This is a genomic window from Gammaproteobacteria bacterium, from assembly GCA_013817245.1.
GTDB lineage: Bacteria > Pseudomonadota > Gammaproteobacteria > HTCC5015 > HTCC5015 > JACDDA01.
Window position 1 is genome coordinate 370694 of sequence record JACDDA010000001.1, and the last position, 17220, is coordinate 387913.

At 43.6% G+C, this 17220-nt stretch carries 16 protein-coding genes; 12 read left to right on the forward strand and 4 right to left on the reverse strand.

Annotated features, from left to right (window positions below):
* Positions 1–287: 287 nt before the first annotated feature.
* Complete coding sequence (locus H0W44_01845) at positions 288–710, reverse strand: hypothetical protein (GenBank protein ID MBA3581174.1); 423 nt, start codon at positions 708–710, stop codon at positions 288–290.
* Positions 711–1105: 395 nt separating this feature from the next.
* Entirely contained in the window at positions 1106–2140 is a 1035-nt protein-coding gene (tsaD, locus tag H0W44_01850; GenBank protein MBA3581175.1) for a tRNA (adenosine(37)-N6)-threonylcarbamoyltransferase complex transferase subunit TsaD, read from the reverse strand.
* A gap of 86 nt (positions 2141–2226) precedes the next feature.
* On the opposite strand from tsaD, the gene rpsU reads away from it, so the two are divergent.
* From rpsU to H0W44_01875, 5 genes are all read left to right on the forward strand, one after another.
* Positions 2227–2442 carry a 30S ribosomal protein S21 gene (gene rpsU, locus H0W44_01855; GenBank protein MBA3581176.1) on the forward strand — a complete coding sequence of 72 codons (216 nt, stop codon included), beginning with the start codon at positions 2227–2229 and terminating at the stop codon, positions 2440–2442.
* A gap of 60 nt (positions 2443–2502) precedes the next feature.
* Positions 2503–2961: a GatB/YqeY domain-containing protein gene (locus tag H0W44_01860; protein MBA3581177.1), complete on the forward strand. Its 459-nt coding sequence runs from the start codon at positions 2503–2505 to the stop codon at positions 2959–2961.
* Between the two features lie 48 nt (positions 2962–3009).
* Positions 3010–4440, forward strand: coding sequence for an FAD-dependent oxidoreductase (locus H0W44_01865; protein ID MBA3581178.1), 1431 nt, complete (start codon positions 3010–3012; stop codon positions 4438–4440).
* 127 nt (positions 4441–4567) lie between these two features.
* On the forward strand, positions 4568–5635 hold the full coding sequence (hemE, locus tag H0W44_01870; GenBank protein ID MBA3581179.1) for a uroporphyrinogen decarboxylase: 1068 nt from the start codon (positions 4568–4570) through the stop codon (positions 5633–5635).
* 23 nt (positions 5636–5658) lie between these two features.
* A complete protein-coding gene (locus H0W44_01875) occupies positions 5659–6837 on the forward strand; it encodes an MFS transporter (protein MBA3581180.1) in 1179 nt (392 codons plus the stop codon).
* On the opposite strand, the gene H0W44_01880 is transcribed toward H0W44_01875, so the two are convergent.
* On the reverse strand, positions 6834–7442 hold the full coding sequence (locus tag H0W44_01880) for a hypothetical protein (protein MBA3581181.1): 609 nt from the start codon (positions 7440–7442) through the stop codon (positions 6834–6836). The genes H0W44_01875 and H0W44_01880 overlap by 4 nt on opposite strands.
* A gap of 3 nt (positions 7443–7445) precedes the next feature.
* Positions 7446–10319, reverse strand: coding sequence for a penicillin-binding protein 1A (locus tag H0W44_01885; protein MBA3581182.1), 2874 nt, complete (start codon positions 10317–10319; stop codon positions 7446–7448).
* A 172-nt stretch (positions 10320–10491) separates the two neighbouring features.
* Between H0W44_01885 and H0W44_01890 the strand changes: the two genes are divergently transcribed.
* The 7 genes from H0W44_01890 (at position 10492) to aroB (ending at position 17219) form a co-directional block, all read left to right on the forward strand.
* Positions 10492–11553 (forward strand): pilus assembly protein PilM, encoded by a 1062-nt coding sequence (locus H0W44_01890; protein MBA3581183.1) that lies wholly within the window; start codon positions 10492–10494, stop codon positions 11551–11553.
* Positions 11550–12104, forward strand: a complete 555-nt coding sequence (locus H0W44_01895) for a PilN domain-containing protein (GenBank protein MBA3581184.1) — start codon at positions 11550–11552, stop codon at positions 12102–12104. Before H0W44_01890 ends, H0W44_01895 begins: the two co-directional genes overlap by 4 nt.
* 15 nt (positions 12105–12119) lie before the next feature.
* The gene (locus tag H0W44_01900) at positions 12120–12737 is read left to right on the forward strand and encodes a type 4a pilus biogenesis protein PilO (GenBank protein MBA3581185.1); all 618 of its coding nucleotides are present in this window, start codon (positions 12120–12122) and stop codon (positions 12735–12737) included.
* Between the two features lie 5 nt (positions 12738–12742).
* The gene (locus H0W44_01905; protein ID MBA3581186.1) at positions 12743–13282 is read left to right on the forward strand and encodes a pilus assembly protein PilP; all 540 of its coding nucleotides are present in this window, start codon (positions 12743–12745) and stop codon (positions 13280–13282) included.
* Positions 13283–13349: 67 nt separating this feature from the next.
* Positions 13350–15536, forward strand: a complete 2187-nt coding sequence (locus H0W44_01910; GenBank protein MBA3581187.1) for a type IV pilus secretin PilQ — start codon at positions 13350–13352, stop codon at positions 15534–15536.
* Positions 15537–15597: 61 nt separating this feature from the next.
* Complete coding sequence (locus H0W44_01915; GenBank protein MBA3581188.1) at positions 15598–16125, forward strand: shikimate kinase; 528 nt, start codon at positions 15598–15600, stop codon at positions 16123–16125.
* Positions 16122–17219, forward strand: a complete 1098-nt coding sequence (aroB, locus tag H0W44_01920; GenBank protein ID MBA3581189.1) for a 3-dehydroquinate synthase — start codon at positions 16122–16124, stop codon at positions 17217–17219. Before H0W44_01915 ends, aroB begins: the two co-directional genes overlap by 4 nt.
* The last annotated feature ends 1 nt before the right edge of the window (position 17220 follow it).

The window sequence follows — 17220 nt, forward strand, 5'->3', positions numbered from 1 at the left end:
GCAACGCGATATCCATCATCGCCTATGTCATTCCGCTCTTCCAAACTATAATTCCTGATTTATTTCCAAAAAAACTTTTCCGCATCTAATTACGAAATAAAAAATAAGCTCAACCGTGGACTCTTTCCACATGCCCGGCTTTTTTCACAGCCATACTGATCGTCGTAATACACCCACAGAATCGATTAGTAATGCGTTACAACGATTCCCGAGGTTAATTTGCAAAGAAATAAATTTCCCTTTGAATAAGCCCGCTGCTATTGCGTCATATTTAAGCACCGATTTTTTTATTGATGGGTATCGCGTTGCTCAACCCATCCTACGCGCTTGTTACGTGATTGAATTGCCAACATAACCTTTGGATGATCTGGATCAATTTCCAAAAGCTCTTGAACTACATGCTTTAACGCTTTCCTACAGTTTTTTGTTGAGTCTTGAATATCTTGCTCACGAGCCTTCAAATAATTTACCATTTCTTCACTATTGAAATTAATTTCTCTAGATTTCAGGTGGACGAGAGAGTTTCGATCCTTGTGGAGACGCTTTAATGATTCGTAAGCTTGACCAGATTTTGACATTTCTTTTCCTGTGATCAGTTTAGGAATAATCAGCCACTTTGATATAAAGTCTAGTTTATCCAAGTGATCTTTAGAATATTTATCTCCCAAACAAGATGCAGCATAATCATAAATAAAGGCTTCGAAGTACATTGCTGTGAACACGATCGCAATAATGCACGACTGATCTCTAGCCTCTTCTAGTGGATCTAATTCTATAAGCAGAGAATAATATTAGGATGGAGGATCTTCAGGGTCATCACAGCTTGATAGCAATGAAGAAATATCAGCCCAAAGCTTCTACACCTTTGGATTTATTTCCTCAAAAGTATCCAGCTTGATTTCCGCAATCCATCTAAACTTATCGTCTCCCCCTAAGCGGAAATATGTTTCAAATCTTTCCATATGGTTTCACATAACATTTGTATAGGGGCCTGAAGACAGATATTCCAGGAATTAAAATTCAATAAGCTCAACTCGATTGATCCTAGCTTATTACACGGCCAAGAAAGTCGCATTGGTCAAAAAAAATAATGTTTCCTGCTTACCTAACGAGTACTTAAAGGCCAACGCGCACGCGCGCGAATAAAATGGTCGACTGGATGCTGCTGCGCCGTTTCCACATAAAAGCTACCGACCAAGGCAATCATCGCGCCGTTATCAGTACAAAATTCGATGCGCGGATAAAATACCTCTACGCCGCGCTGCTCACCCAACGCGCGCAATTGCGCTCGCAAACGCCGATTGGCGCCTACGCCACCGGCAACCACTATGCGTTTCAAACCCGTTTGTTGCAAAGCGCGATCGACCTTCATAGATAAGGTGTCTACCACCGCTTCTTCAAATGCGCGGGCAATATCCGCACGCGTTTGTGCATCCATCGCAGAACCATCTAATAATCGCTGAATCGTTAACGCCACAGCGGTTTTTAAACCACTAAAACTAAAATCTAGCCCAGGTCTGTCGGTCATAGGACGAGGGAAACGGGCTTTACCTTGAAACCGTGAAGCATCTCCGTGCTCAGCCAAGGCAGCCAAGGCCGGCCCACCGGGATAACCTAAGCCTAATAATTTGGCTGTTTTATCAAACGCCTCACCGGCCGCGTCATCCAAACTTTGTCCCAGTAATTCATATTGCCCCAACGCGCTTACCGCCATCAGCTGAGTGTGGCCACCGGATACTAATAAGGCTAAAAAAGGAAATTCAGGCGCGGGTTCTTCTAATAACGGCGCTAATAAATGGCCTTCCATGTGATGTACACCTATCGCGGGACAACCCAAGCTCCAGGCTAAGGATTTCGCAAAAGCAGCGCCGGTTAACAAGGCGCCTATCAGGCCGGGGCCTTCGGTATAGGCAATCGCATCGAAGCTATTTGGATCAATTTGGGTTTCCGCCAATAATTGTTGATACAGCGCGGGCAAGCGCCGCACATGATCTCGTGAGGCTAATTCGGGAACGACCCCGCCGTATTCGGCATGCAAAGCGACTTGGGAATGCAAAACATGCCCCAACAAACCCTGCTGACGATCATAAATCGCCAATCCGGTCTCATCGCAGGATGTTTCTATGCCTAAAACCCTTATTGTTTTCATATCTACGCTTTCTATGTTTGCTTTCGCTGGAGTCGCGATTATAATCGGCGACCCTTGAATTGGAGAGTGTTACTTTCATGCCGAATGTCCGTGTTAAAGAGAACGAACCTTTTGAATCTGCTATGCGTCGTTTTAAGCGTACGTGTGAAAAAGCCGGTGTTTTGACCGAAACCCGCCGTCGTGAGTTTTATGAAAAGCCTACTACCGAACGCAAGCGTAAATCTGCTGCTGCGGTAAAACGCCATCAAAAGCGTATTTCTAAAGAACATTCTCGTCGCATACGCCTTTATTAAGCCGTTTGCATCAACTCGATCCCCTAAATCCATAAGGGTGGTCAAGGTTGTGAGTCAATTATGAGTGTCGCCAACGAAAACCTGAAAACCCGTCTTCAGGATGACATGAAAGCCAGCATGCGTGCGGGTGAAAAGACACGCTTGGGTACGATTCGGTTAATTTTGTCGGCCATTAAACAAATTGAAGTCGACGAACGCATTGAACTAGACAATACCCGGATCTTAGCCATCTTAGACAAAATGGTGAAACAGCGTCGTGAATCTATTGGCCATTTTGAAAAAGCTGCGCGGCAAGATTTGATCGACATTGAACAAGCAGAATTAGTGTTGATTCAATCTTATCTGCCGGAACCCTTAAGCGAAGCAGACATTTTAGGCTTAATTGACGCCGTCATCGCTGAAACAGGCGCAAGCTCTGCGAAAGACATGGGCAAAGTCATGGCATTGCTCAAACCAAGATTACAAGGTCGCGCTGACATCGGCCAAGTTAGCACTCTAATTAAAACCAAATTAGCTTGATTCCCGCTAACACGCGGAATCCTCCACGGATCGCAATGGGTTGATACGATGACCACCAAATCCAACGTCCTGCAATTCTTAGAAGTCGCGCGCCGCGATCCCGAAAAAGTAAGCGCGGACATCCGTATTTACGAATTCAAAGAAATTTATGGTCAATTCGATCCAGAAACAGCCTCTCAACAATCCGAGCGTTGTTTAGGTTGCGGCAATCCTTATTGCGAATGGAAATGCCCGGTTCACAACTACATTCCTAATTGGTTAAAACTGATTGAAGAAGGTAATTTATTTGAAGCGGCGGAAATGTCGCACAAAACAAATAGCTTGCCGGAGATGTGTGGCCGCGTATGTCCGCAAGATCGTTTATGTGAAGGCGCGTGCACTTTAAATGATGGCTTTGGCGCAGTGACGATTGGTTCAATTGAAAAATACATTACCGATGAAGCCTTAAAACAAGGTTGGCGTCCTGATATGTCCGGCGTTATCGCCACTAACAAACGCGTTGCGATTGTGGGTGCAGGGCCCGCTGGTTTGGGTTGCGCTGATATTTTGGTGCGCAACGGCGTAAAACCGATTGTATTTGATCGTTATGAAGAAATTGGCGGTTTGCTCACGTTTGGCATTCCCCCATTCAAACTCGAAAAAGAAGTTGTGAAAACTCGCCGTCAAATACTAGAAGAAATGGGCGTTGAGTTTCGTTTAGGCATTGAAATTGGCAAAGACATGTCTTTCCAACAATTGTTAGATGAATACGATGCGGTGTTTTTAGGCATGGGCACTTACAACTATATGAAAGGTGGCTTTCCCGGCGAAAATTTACCCGGTGTCTATGAAGCACTGCCTTATTTAATTGCTAATACTCGGCGCTTGATGGGTTTAGAAAAAAATCCAAATGACTTTATTGATATGCAAACTCAACGTGTGGTCGTGCTCGGTGGCGGTGACACTGCGATGGATTGCAATCGTACGGCCATACGTCAACAAGCCACGCGCGTCACCTGCGTTTATCGCCGCGATGAAATTAATATGCCCGGCTCACGTCGCGAAGTACAAAACGCTAAAGAAGAAGGCGTGAAATTTTTATGGAATCGTCAACCGGTAGAAATTCTCGGTGATGCTAAAGGTGTTATCGGTGTCAAAGTGGTGCAAACCCAGTTAGGCAAACCCGATTCACGGGGTCGTCGTAGTCCTGAAGTCGTACCCGGTTCGGAAGAAATTATTCCGGCTGATCGCGTCATCATCGCGTTTGGTTTTCGACCCAGTCCAGCGGATTGGTTTATGGATTACAGCATTAAAACAGATACGAATGGTCGCGTGATCGCGCCCGAAAAACCACCCACAGCAAACACTCACGCTTTCCAAACTGGCAATCCAAAAGTATTTGCAGGTGGTGATATGGTGCGTGGTTCCGATTTAGTGGTGACTGCCGTATTTGAAGGTCGCCAAGCGGCTGAAGGTATTTTGCGCTACTTAAATGTTTAAGCGGACGTATTCGTTAGACTTCAAAGGTTTACCCTATTATTCTGAGTCGTTAAGATTGCGGTTATCGCAATCGATACAGAATTCAAAATAAATTCATTCGCCTCTGTTACGCGCAGGATGTAGTGTCATGACCAGCCCCTTGCAAAATGATCGCTTTCTTAAAGCACTGTTGCGTGAACCCGTGGATCGCACGCCGGTTTGGATCATGCGTCAAGCAGGTCGTTATTTACCGGAGTATCGTGCGACACGCGCTAAAGCCGGTAATTTTATGGGCTTATGCACTAATCCTGAATTAGCCTGCGAAGTTACGCTACAACCACTCGAACGTTTTCCACTCGACGCCGCTATTTTATTTTCTGATATTTTAACTATCCCTGATGCCATGGGTTTAGGTTTGTATTTTTCGGAAGGCGAAGGCCCGCGTTTTAAACATCCAGTACAAACGCTTAAAGCCATTGAAGCGTTACCCATACCCGATCCAGAACAAGAATTACGTTATGTGATGGATGCCGTACGCACTATTCGCAAAGCGTTAAAGGGGCGAGTGCCATTAATTGGTTTCTCTGGCAGTCCGTGGACGCTCGCAACGTACATGGTAGAAGGTAGTTCTACTAAAAATTTCGAACACATTAAACGCTTGATGTTTTCTGAACCTGCGACCTTGCATTTATTATTAGAAAAAACGGCGCAATCGGTTACCAGTTATTTGAACGCACAAATTGCGGCGGGCGCACAAGCCGTTATGATTTTTGATACGTGGGGCGGTGTGTTATCACCCGCAACTTATCGCGAATTTTCTTTGCACTATATGCAACAGATTGTTTCACAACTCACCACTCATGCCGATGGTCGTCGCGTACCTTGCACCTTGTTTACTAAAAACGGCGGTAACTGGTTAGCTGATATGGCGAAAACAGGTTGTGATGCCTTAGGTGTTGATTGGACTTATTCATTAAGCGACGCACGTCGTGCGGTTAATGATAGCGTTGCATTACAAGGTAATATGGATCCTTCTATTTTATATGCTGATCCAGATACGATTCGTCGCGAAGTTGGTAATGTATTACGTGATTACGGCCCTGGTAATGGTCATGTATTTAATTTAGGTCACGGCATTCATCCTGGTATTCATCCTGACAATGTCGCCGCCTTAGTACAAGCCGTGCATGATTTAAGTCCTGCTTATCACACTTAACATCACATATTTATAAAACCAATATGAACACTGCCTCGTTTCCAAATCGAAACATTTGGTTGCTGTGTCTCTCGCAAGCCATATTACTTACACATTCCATCACCTTAGTCACCATTGATGGTTTAGTGGGCGCACAGTTAGCGCCTCATGCTAAATGGTCGACCTTACCGATCACTGCGTTTGTATTTGGTTCAGCATTAATAATTTTACCCGCTGCATTTTTTATGCAACGCTTTGGCAGACGTTTAGGTTTTTCTTTAGCTGCGTTGTTTGGCATGGCAGGTTGCGCGTGTAGCGCGTTCGCAATATGGCAACAAAATTTTTGGCTGTTGTGTTTAGGCGCGATATTTATCGGCAACTACATGGGCATTGGTCAATATTATCGTTTTGCCGCCAGTGAAGTTGTTGATGCCAACTTTAAAAGCAAAGCTATTTCTTGGGTATTAGCTGGCGGTATTGTGGGTGGCGTGGTCGGCCCAGAGCTCAGCAAATTTACCCGTGATTTAATGCCTACCGCTTTTGTTGGTTCATTTATTATCATGATGTTATTAAGCGCGGCGGCTTTTTTCTTGGCGCGACAGCTTAACATTCCGCACTCTCGGAATCACAATGCATCTGCGCCTCAAGCACGCGCCCTGTTTACTATTATTCGCCAACCTATTTTTATTATTGCTGTACTCGGAGCCGCCTTAGGTTCTGGCGTGATGAGCTTATTAATGACCGCAACACCTTTAGCAATGCATGCGCATCATCATAGTTACAATGCAACTGCCTTTGTTATTGAATGGCATGTGATTGCTATGTTTTTGCCTTCATTTTTTACCGGCCATTTGATTCAAAAACATGGCGCACAAAAAGTTATGTTAGCAGGGATCGCGTTTAATATATTGGCCTTAGGTTTTGCGTTTAGTCATCTACAAGTATTAGATTTTTGGTTATCGCTCGTGTGTGTTGGCATTGGCTGGAATTTTTTATTCATCGGTGGCACCACCTTGCTCACGCACGTTTGCTTGCCGGGAGAACAAGCCAAAGTACAAGGCAGCAATGATTTTTTAGTGCTGTGCGCGCAACTCATTGCGTCTTTATCGGCTGGTTTTTTGTTAGCCAAGGGCGGTTGGCTTGCGCTCAATATAATCGCCTTGCCGTTTGTATTATTGGTGTTAGTCGCTGTGTTGTTTTTGCGCGAACCGCGCACAACTTAAATAAAGTTTTGCTCGTCAGCAATTAATTGCTCAACTGTTTTTATATCTGCTCGCTTCATCGGCTTACCATCTACTGGACTAGCGGGAGCTTGACGCAAATCATCTACTGTAAATAAAGTTAATTCAATCGGCGTATCGCCGGCATTAAACATGCAAACAGTTTGGTCTTCGCGAACGCCTTTATAATTTTGCACGCTGCGTGTCCGTATAGTGCAATTAATTCCACGATCGCCTAGAAAAAACAAAACCTCTTCCACTGTTTCAGCAAACACATGCAAATGCACGGCAGCGTAAGGATCTGCGGTACCGTTTAATACTGAGCCGACTAAACGCGGATGAAATGCTATTAACCATCGCATCACGTCTAACGCAGCTTCGCGAAGTTGTTTAATTAAAAAAGGCTGGCTGTCGCTTTTAAATGCAAGCAAATAATCATAAAGCGCTTGTTGAATTTCTAGATTGCTCGGCAAGATTGCTTTATTACGCGTATCAACATCTGATCTTTCGCAAGCTTTATGTTTGGCTTGCTCATAATCACGCACCGCTTCTTCATACATAATTTGCGCCGCAGTGCGCGCCAGTTGTAATCGCATCTTTTCATTCATGCTTTAAAATAATTCCGTGGCTCCCACTGGCCGCGTGCTGCCTGCCGGACTTTCATCATCCGCGGTTGAAGCAGGCGATTCTTCCGTAGGCACATCTTCTTCTTTGAATAATTCAAAAATAGTTTCCGTGCTATACGGCGATACTAACAAACCCGTTTTTGCATCTACTCGAATGTTCACAATGCCCGTGGGTTGCGCGCGCGATCTTTCCGGCTTGTCTTTTAACGCTACTCGCATGTAATCAATCCACACCGGTAACGCCGCGTGCGAACCTGCTTCTACAGCGCCCAAGGGATCATGATTGTCGTAACCTATCCACACGGTTGCAGCAATGTCTTGGTTGTAGCCAGAAAACCAAGCGTCGCGTTGATCATTCGTGGTGCCGGTTTTGCCCGCTAAATCATTGCGGCCTAACTCGCGCGCGCGCGCCGCAGTTCCTCGTCGAATCACATCTTGTAATATGTGAGTGATTAAATAATTATCCCGCTTCTCCATAATTCGTTTAGCGATTTTTATTTTGCGTACCGGCGCCACATATTTTTCATTTTCAGTCTGCGCCGCAACATCCATATCACTTAATAATGAAGCGGCATCTTCTCGCACTTTGTTTTGCACCATCAGCGCTGTATTTAATTGCACACCGCTTTGATTATCATCCAATGGGGTTGCAACGACAGCTTCTTCAGGACTTTGCGCTGGTTTTTCATGTTCAGTATTTTTCGCGAGTTGCTCCGGCAACATTTTAGTTTCGGTACAATCACGACAAACTTGCGCGTAATCAGTTACTAAAATAACGCGGCCTTGTTCGTCTTCAACCCGATCAATAATCCACGGCGATATTTTATAGCCGCCATTAGCTAACGCTGCATAGCCGGTCGCTAATTCCATTGGCGTTATCGTACCCGTACCTAAGGCCAAAGATAAATTTCTCGGCACAGTCTTATCTTTAAATCCAAAACGTTTTACATATTCTAAGGCTTTGCCAATACCTAACTGATTTAATAAACGAATAGAAACCAGATTACGAGATTTAACTAAACCTTCACGCAAACGCATGGGACCATAAAATTCGCCGCTGTAATTTTCTGGGCGCCATTTGCCTTCTAAAGTAGGATCATCAATGACTAACGGCGCATCTAAAATAATAGACGCGGGTGTATAACCATTCGCTAATGCTGCTGCATATACAAAGGGTTTAAAATTAGATCCCGGCTGACGCTCGGCTTGTAAGGCGCGATTAAATTTACTTCTAAAATAATCAAAACCACCCGCCACCGATAACACTGCACCGTTATCAGGATTCAATGAAACCAATGCGCCCTCAACCATCGGCATTTGACTTAAACGCCATTCTTCAGGGATCGCAGTTGGACGCACCCAAACAAAATGTCCAACGGCAACTGCGCTATGAATTGTTTTTAAAGATTCGCCTAAAGAATCCACGTTAATAAATTTGCGCGCCCATTTCGCTTGTTCCCAGGGCAGCGAACCATATTGTCCTCTACCTAAATACAAATAAGCACGACCCGACGTGGCGATTTTTTTATCGACTGTTGGTTTATCTTCTAAAACCGCCAACACTAATGCCGGGCGCAAGCCTCTAAATTGTCCTGCTGCGAATAAGGCCTGATCTGCATCGTGATCAGCGATGGTAAATACATTTGCTTGTTGCGGGTCAGGTGTTAAAGACAAAACACCTCGATTAATTAGATCACGTTTATTTGCATTTTCAGCTTCTACTTCTTCTACCGAAACATCTTCTTCAGGCAACGCTTCAATTACCGCTGGAACAACTTTTAACGCTTGCGCATTCGCTGGCAAAATTAATTTATTAAATGCTCCTCTATAACCATGACGCTCATCATAGGCAAACAAACCGGCACGCAATGCTTCTGTAGCCGCGTTTTGCATCTTGCTATCTAACGTGGTGTAAACCTTATATCCACCTGTATACAAAGTATCGCCTAAACGTTCGACCAGTTCTGCGCGCACCATTTCTGCTGCGTATTGAGCATCAACATCTGTGGCCATTTCATTTTCGATAACGGTTAATGGGGCTTGTAAACTATTTTTATAATCCTCTTCATTAATCATATCGAGCTGCCACATACGACGTAAAACATAATTACGACGTTGCAACGCGCGCGCGGGATTGATGATGGGGTTGTAACTAGAAGGTGCTTTAGGCAAACCGGCGACCAAGGCAATTTCAGGCAAAGTTAGTTCATCAATTTTTTTACCATAATAAATTTGTGCTGCTGCAGCAACGCCATACGCTCGCTTACCTAGGTAAATTTTATTTAGATACAACTCCAGTACTTTGTCTTTGCTCAGTTCTTTATTAATTCGCAAGGCGAGTAAAATTTCTCGGAATTTACGAATGAAACTTTTTTCATTTGTTAAAAAGAAATTACGCGCGACCTGCATAGTAATGGTACTGCCGCCTTGCTTCTTTTCACCGGTAACCGCAAAACTCAACACCGCTCGCAATAAACCTTGGTAATCCACACCCGGGTGTTTGTAAAAACGATCATCTTCGGCTGCGATAAAGGCATTTTTTACTAATACGGGAATTTGTTCACCTGCCAAAGGAATCCGCCGTTTATCGCCGTATTCCGATATCAATTCATTATCTTGGGTATAAATGCGCAGCGGCTGTTGAAATTGCACTTGATTTAATTGATCCACCATCGGCAATTGCGGGGCAATATAAAAATACAAACCGAGTACACCAATCACACCCACAATTGTAAGAGCAGCTAATCCAAGCAATCCGCGTTTTAACCACCGACGATGTAACTCTGCGCGCAGATCTTGATTATTTAATCCTACTTGAGTATCAATAGGCGCTTGCGGATCTTGTTCAGATGACGACATTGTGAAGGCTCATGGTTACGATGCGCAGGATTATATAGGTATCAAAACAGCAAGGCGAAACTAAGCTGAATCAGCATTTAGGCTAGTATTTTTATGTACTTAGTACTAGTATTTAAACCACATATTCATGTAGGCTATGTAAACCCATAAAGACAAAGGAAATTATGTGTTTTTGATCGGCAGAAAAACCCCACCGCGATTGGGAGTGGATATCAGTTCCACCTCGGTTAAGGTACTGGAATTCAGCCGGGCTGGCAAAGACTCGTATCGGGTTGAAGCCTATGCCGTAGAGCCCCTTCCAGCAAATGCTGTCGTGGAAAAATCAATCCAGGACATTGAAGCTGTGGGCGAATGCTTGCGCAGAGCAGTAAAAAAATCAGGCACTCGCGCTAAAGAAGCCGTAATGGCTGTTGCCGGCTCCGCCGTGATCACCAAAAAAATTAATATGCCTGCCAGTTTGACCGAAGACGAAATGGAACTGCAAATTCAGCTTGAAGCTGATCAATATATTCCATATCCCTTAGATGAAGTTAATCTCGATTTCCAAATTCTCGGCCAATTGCCGAACAATCCCGAAACCGTTGAAGTGTTATTAGCGGCATCACGCAGCGAAAATATTGAAATGCGTCAAGCGGTCGCAGAGCTTGCGGGCTTAAAAGTCAAAATCATTGATGTAGAAGCCTATACTATTGAAAGCTGCTACCGTTTATTAAGCGAACAAATTCCTGATTATGGTGTAGATAAAACCGCCGCTATTATCGACATCGGCGCAACCATGACCTGTTTAAATGTCATCGAAGATGGTCGTCTAATTTATACTCGTGAACAACCTTTTGGCGGTAAATTACTTACTGAAGAAATCATGCGTCGGTACGGCTTATCTTATGAAGATGCCGGACGCGTTAAAAAAGAAGGCGGCTTGCCTGAAAACTACGAGCCCGAAGTTCTATTTCCATTTAAAGAAACCATGGCGCAGCAAGTCGGTCGCTTTCTACAATTTTTTTACTCTTCCAGTGAGCACGAACACGTCGACCAAATATTATTAGCCGGCGGCTGCTCTAGCATCGAAGGTATTGCGGAGCTAGTAGAAGCAAATTTAGGCATCCCTACTATACTCGCCGATCCCTTTTCTAACGCTAAACTTTCCGGACGCATTCCTAAAGCCCGCATTCAAAACGATGCACCTGCTTTATTGATTGCCTGTGGACTGGCTGTCCGTGGAGTCGACGGATGAGCAATACTCGTTTAAACCTATTACCTTGGCGCGAAGAACTTCGTCGTCAAAAAACTACTGAATTCAGCATTCTTGCTGGCGTGGTAATAGTAGCTACCTTAATTGTAGCGGCGGGCGCTTGGTTTCAAATTGGTTTAATGATCGATCATCAAAAAACTCGTAATCAATATTTAGAAAGCCAAATTAACGTCTTACAAACCAAATTAGACAAAATAAAAGAATTAGAGACTGTTAAAAACAATTTATTGGCACGGATGAACATTATTCAAGAACTGCAGCGTAGCCGTCCCGAAGTTGTGCACTTATTTGAAGAAATTGTCAAAACCATACCCGACGGCCTCTGGGTAAGTAAAATCAACCAACAAAATAAGAAATTGTCGATTGAAGGTTTAGCGGAATCTAATGCTCGCGTTTCTGCTTATATGCGTAATCTAGAAGCGTCGACGTGGTTGAAAAATCCAGTTTTAGATGTGATTACGGCGGACAAAGAAACGAAAGTAGCGCAATTCACGCTATCCGCAGAACAAGAATCTCCTAATGCTGAGAAATAATCAGGAATATTCGGCATGACTAAAAAAGAACTAGACGCGTTTTTAAAAGACCCGGACGCACTGAAAAAAATCGGTATCGCACCGCTGCCCATTCAAATTGGCGCTTTAGTCATTTTAATTATTGTAGTGTTAGGTCTGTGCACATGGAAAATTCTCTATCCCGCATGGCAAGACCTTAAAGTTCAAGAAGCCAAAGAAATTGAATTGCGCACGAGTTTTGAACAAAAAATGCAAAAAGCCGTCAATCTCGAAGCTTATGAACAACAGTTAGATGATATGCGTCGCGACTTTGGCGTCATGCTGCGCCAATTACCCGATAAGACCGAAGTAGAAAATTTAATTGTGGATTTGTCACAAGCCAGTTCTGCGAATGGTTTAAAGGTCGATAACTTCAAACCGCAAGGTGAAGTTACTAAAGAATTCTATGCTGAATATCCTATTAACATGCGAGTTTTTGGCCAATATCATGAAATAGCGCGCTTTGTGAGTGACGTTGCAGCGTTACCCCGCATTGTTACTTTGCACGAAATCAGCCTTGTTCCTGTTGGCAAAGATGATAAAAATGCCCGCGTCGGTGATTTAAAAATGGAAATGATTGCTAAAACCTATCACTACTTAGACGATAGCAAGTGATGGCCATGCAAAACTTTAAACTTGCCTTAACACAAGCAAGATCCATCAATCGCCTATGCTTTGCTTTGATGACAACGTTCATGATGGCCGCTTGTACGGGTGATGTTTCAGATTTAGAAACGTTTGTGGAAAACACTAAAACCCGTTATCAAGGTTCAGTCGAGCCGCCACCACCGTTCGAGCCTTATGCTAATTATGTATATAGCACAGGGGAAATGCGGGATCCTTTTTCAGAACCTGCGAAAAAAGATGATCCAAGTGCGCAAGGAAGTCCCGAAGGTGGTCGCCGCAAAGAACCTTTAGAATTCTTTCCATTAGATACGCTCAAAATGGTTGGTGTCATCGAGCAACGTGGTCAAATTTGGGGCTTAGTCCGCGACCCCGAAGGCAAAATACATCGTGTACAGCGCGGTGATCATGCCGGCCAAAATTACGGCGAAATCACACTGATTACAGATACTAAAATTAATTTTCTGGAAATTGTCGCAGACGGCCAAGGCGGTTGGGTCGAGCGAGAAATTTCTTTATCTCTTAGTGAAATTTGAAATCTAACTAATTGTTGTAATAGACCCATCAGGGGAATCGATCATGCAAAAAATCCCATATAAGCTAATGCTCAAAACAATTTCCCAACTTATAATTGGTTTGGCATTAACAACATTAAGCCTTTATAGTTTGGCACAAACACCTAATTCTTTAGAAAAAGTGGATTTCCAATCGCTCCCGGGTAATCGTTTACAAATTACCCTGCAATTAGCCAGCGCCGCAATTGAACCTTTAAGTTTTACGATTAACAACCCTGGGCGTATCGTGTTCGATTTGGCAGATACCCAAAGTAATTTAGCTCAACGCAATATCGCAGTGGGTGTTGGTATCGCTAACGCCATAACCGTTGCCTCAACTAAAAATCGCACACGTTTAGTAATCAATGTTTCACAATTAGTGTCTTATGACACCAAAGTAGACGGCAATAAAATCTTAATTACTTTAGACAACTCTTCTGCCCCTGAAAAAGCGAGCAATAACAAAAGCAACGTTAACACGGCCTTTAACGATACGGGTACTGGTTTACCCATCAACAGAGGTGCCACTCGCAACATAAATAATATTGATTTCCGTCGTGGCCCCAATGGCGAAGGCCGCATTATTGTTAAACTATCCAGCGCCAAAACGCCTATTGATATCGAAGAACAAAGCGGCAAATTAATTATCGATTTTTTACAGACAGAATTACCTGAAGACTTTCAACGCCGCTTAGATGTATTAGATTTTGCAACGCCCGTTAAAACTATAGACTCATTTAAGCATGGGAAAAATACCCGCGTAGTAGTGACGCCCGTAGATTTCAACTATGACCATCTCGCTTATCAGTCAGACGACACCTTCACCTTAGAATTAAAACCTATTTCTCGTGAAGACAAAGAAAAACAAGCTAAAGATAAGTTTGGGTATACCGGGGATCGCTTGTCTTTGAATTTTCAAGATATTGAAGTCCGTTCCGTCCTGCAATTAATCGCAGACTTCACCAACCTCAATGTCGTCGTCAGTGATAGCGTAAAAGGTAATCTAACTTTGCGCTTAAAGAATGTACCTTGGGATCAAGCTTTAGACATCATTTTGGATGCTAAGGGTTTAGATATGCGCAAATCTGGGAGCGTATTATTAATTGCGCCTACCGAAGAATTAGCTAAACAAGAACAAGCTCAATTACAAGCGCGTCAACAAGCACAAGAGTTAGCGCAACTACGTTCTGAATACATCCAGATTAATTACGCCAAAGCTAAAGATCTAGAAGCACTGATTATGGGTTCGAGCGGTGCGAGTGGTGCGAGTGGTGCGAGTGGCGGTGGTAAACAAGGCGCGCTAATTTCTGACCGCGGCAAAATTTCTACTGACGAACGCACGAATACTTTGTTAATACAAGAAACCGCTCAAAATTTAGAAGAAATTCGTAGCTTAATTACTCGACTAGACGTTCCCGTACGACAAGTATTAATTGAATCGCGTATCGTCATTGCAACTGATGATTTCGAGCAACAAATGGGCGTGCGATTTGGCGGGTTACGCAGCACAGATGCTAGCAATAATGCTGCAGACACTGATCCTAATCGACTTTCTCCACCCGTTGTCCCTTCTAATGGTTCAATTATTACAGGTGGACTAGGCGCTGTTACTGATTATATAAACGGAACCGCTGTCGATCTCGACGATCGTATGAATGTGAACCTGCCCACTACACAAGCAGCTGGCAAAATTGCATTTGCACTTGCCAAAATGCCTTGGGGAACATTGTTAGAACTCGAGTTATCTGCCTTACAAGCTGAAAATCGCGGTGAAGTGATCTCCAACCCCCGCGTTATTACCGCTAATCAACAAAAAGCCTTCATTGAACAAGGCACGGAAATACCGTATGTGTCAGCAAGCTCCAGTGGAGCCACCACTATTTCATTCAAAAAAGCAGTCTTAAGCTTAACTGTTACGCCACAAATTACACCGGATGACCGCATTATTATGGATCTATCCGTTACCAATGATTCGGTAGGACAAATATTTTCAGGTATTCCAAGCATCGATACTCGCGAAATTAACACCAAGGTACTTGTTAATAATGGCGAGACTGTTGTATTGGGTGGCGTATATGAAGAAATCAATCGCAATGAAGTTGATCGAGTGCCATTTTTAGGAAACTTGCCAGGCATTGGATTCTTATTCCGCCGTACTGACGTCGCAAACGAAAAGTCAGAACTATTAATCTTCGTCACACCCAAAATCTTGAAAGACGGCCAATCAATACAGTAATTCACATCATTTCAAGCTAAACTAAGCGCTGTACTTTCAGCGCTTTTTTTTGCCTATACATATGCCGCTTAAACATAATAATTTATTTTTGATTGGCCCCATGGGTGCTGGTAAAACCACTATTGGCAAACAACTCGCGCGCCAATTACAGCTGACTTTTATGGATGTCGATCATGTGTTGGTAGAACGCACGGGGGCTGATATCCCCACTATTTTTGAATACGAAGGCGAACAAGGTTTTCGTCAACGTGAAACACGTTTGCTAGAAGAATTGACACAACAAACAGGCTTATTACTTGCCACGGGCGGAGGGGCTGTGTTGCGAGAAGAAAATCATCTGTTATTACAAAACAATGGCACGATCATATATTTAAAAGCCGACCCTAAGCTACAACTTGCGCGTATCGGCAAAGACAAAAACCGGCCTCTCTTGCAAACAGATAACCCTTTAACAACATTAGAAAACTTACAGCTCGAACGTGAGTTTTTATATCTGCAATTATGCGACTTTAGTTTTGATACGCGTACCCACACCGTAAACTCATTACTTGAACTCATAATGTCTCAACTTAACGAACATGTTTCATGAAAAAATTAAACGTTAATTTAGGCGACAGGACTTACCCAATCTTTATTGGCTCTGCCTTATTAACGCAAGCTTCTTTATTAGCCCCCTATATTATTGGCAATCGCGTTATTATCATCAGCAGCGAAACAATAGCGCCATTATATTTGGCAACCTTAAAATCAACTCTGGCACCCAACAATTACCATGTCGGCGAAATTATTTTGCCCGATGGTGAGCATTACAAAACGCTAGGCACATTGAATATCATTTACACCCAATTGCTCGCACAAAAAGCCGATCGCAAAACCACCTTAATAGCTTTGGGCGGTGGCGTGATTGGTGATATGACAGGCTTTGCAGCGGCTACTTTTATGCGCGGTATTCCTTTCATACAAATCCCCACCACACTACTCGCACAAGTAGATTCATCTGTAGGCGGCAAAACAGCGGTTAATCATCCTGCTGGTAAAAATATGATCGGCGCTTTTTATCAACCAAAATGCGTACTTGCCGATATCGATACATTAAACACGCTACCCGAACGCGAATTCCGTGCGGGTTTTTCGGAAATCGTGAAATATGGATTAATTCGCGACAGTGAATTTTTTAGCTGGTTGGAAAATAATTTTGAATCTATCTTCGACCGCGAAGATCACGTGCTGATTGAAATGATTGCGCGCGCCTGTCAAAACAAAGCGGATGTGGTCATTGCCGATGAACATGAACAAGGCGAACGTGCTTTACTGAATTTTGGCCACACATTTGGTCACGCGATTGAAACCCATCAACACTACGAAGGTTATTTGCACGGCGAAGCAGTCGCTATCGGCATGTTGATGGCGACAGAATTTTCTGCGCGCTTAGGTTATTTGTCTACAAGCCAAACTGAGCGAATCAAGCATCTTTTGCAAGCAGCTCAACTTCCCTTGGATGTGCCCGGCACATTAAGTCCCGCAAGCTTTTTAGAGCTTATGGCGCATGATAAAAAAACCTTAAACAATATAATTAGACTAATATTACTAAAGGATATTGGTCACGCCATCATCAGCCAAGATTATGATCGTGCTCAACTACAACACTACTTACAAGATCGCCTAACACCCGCTGGGAGTTAAT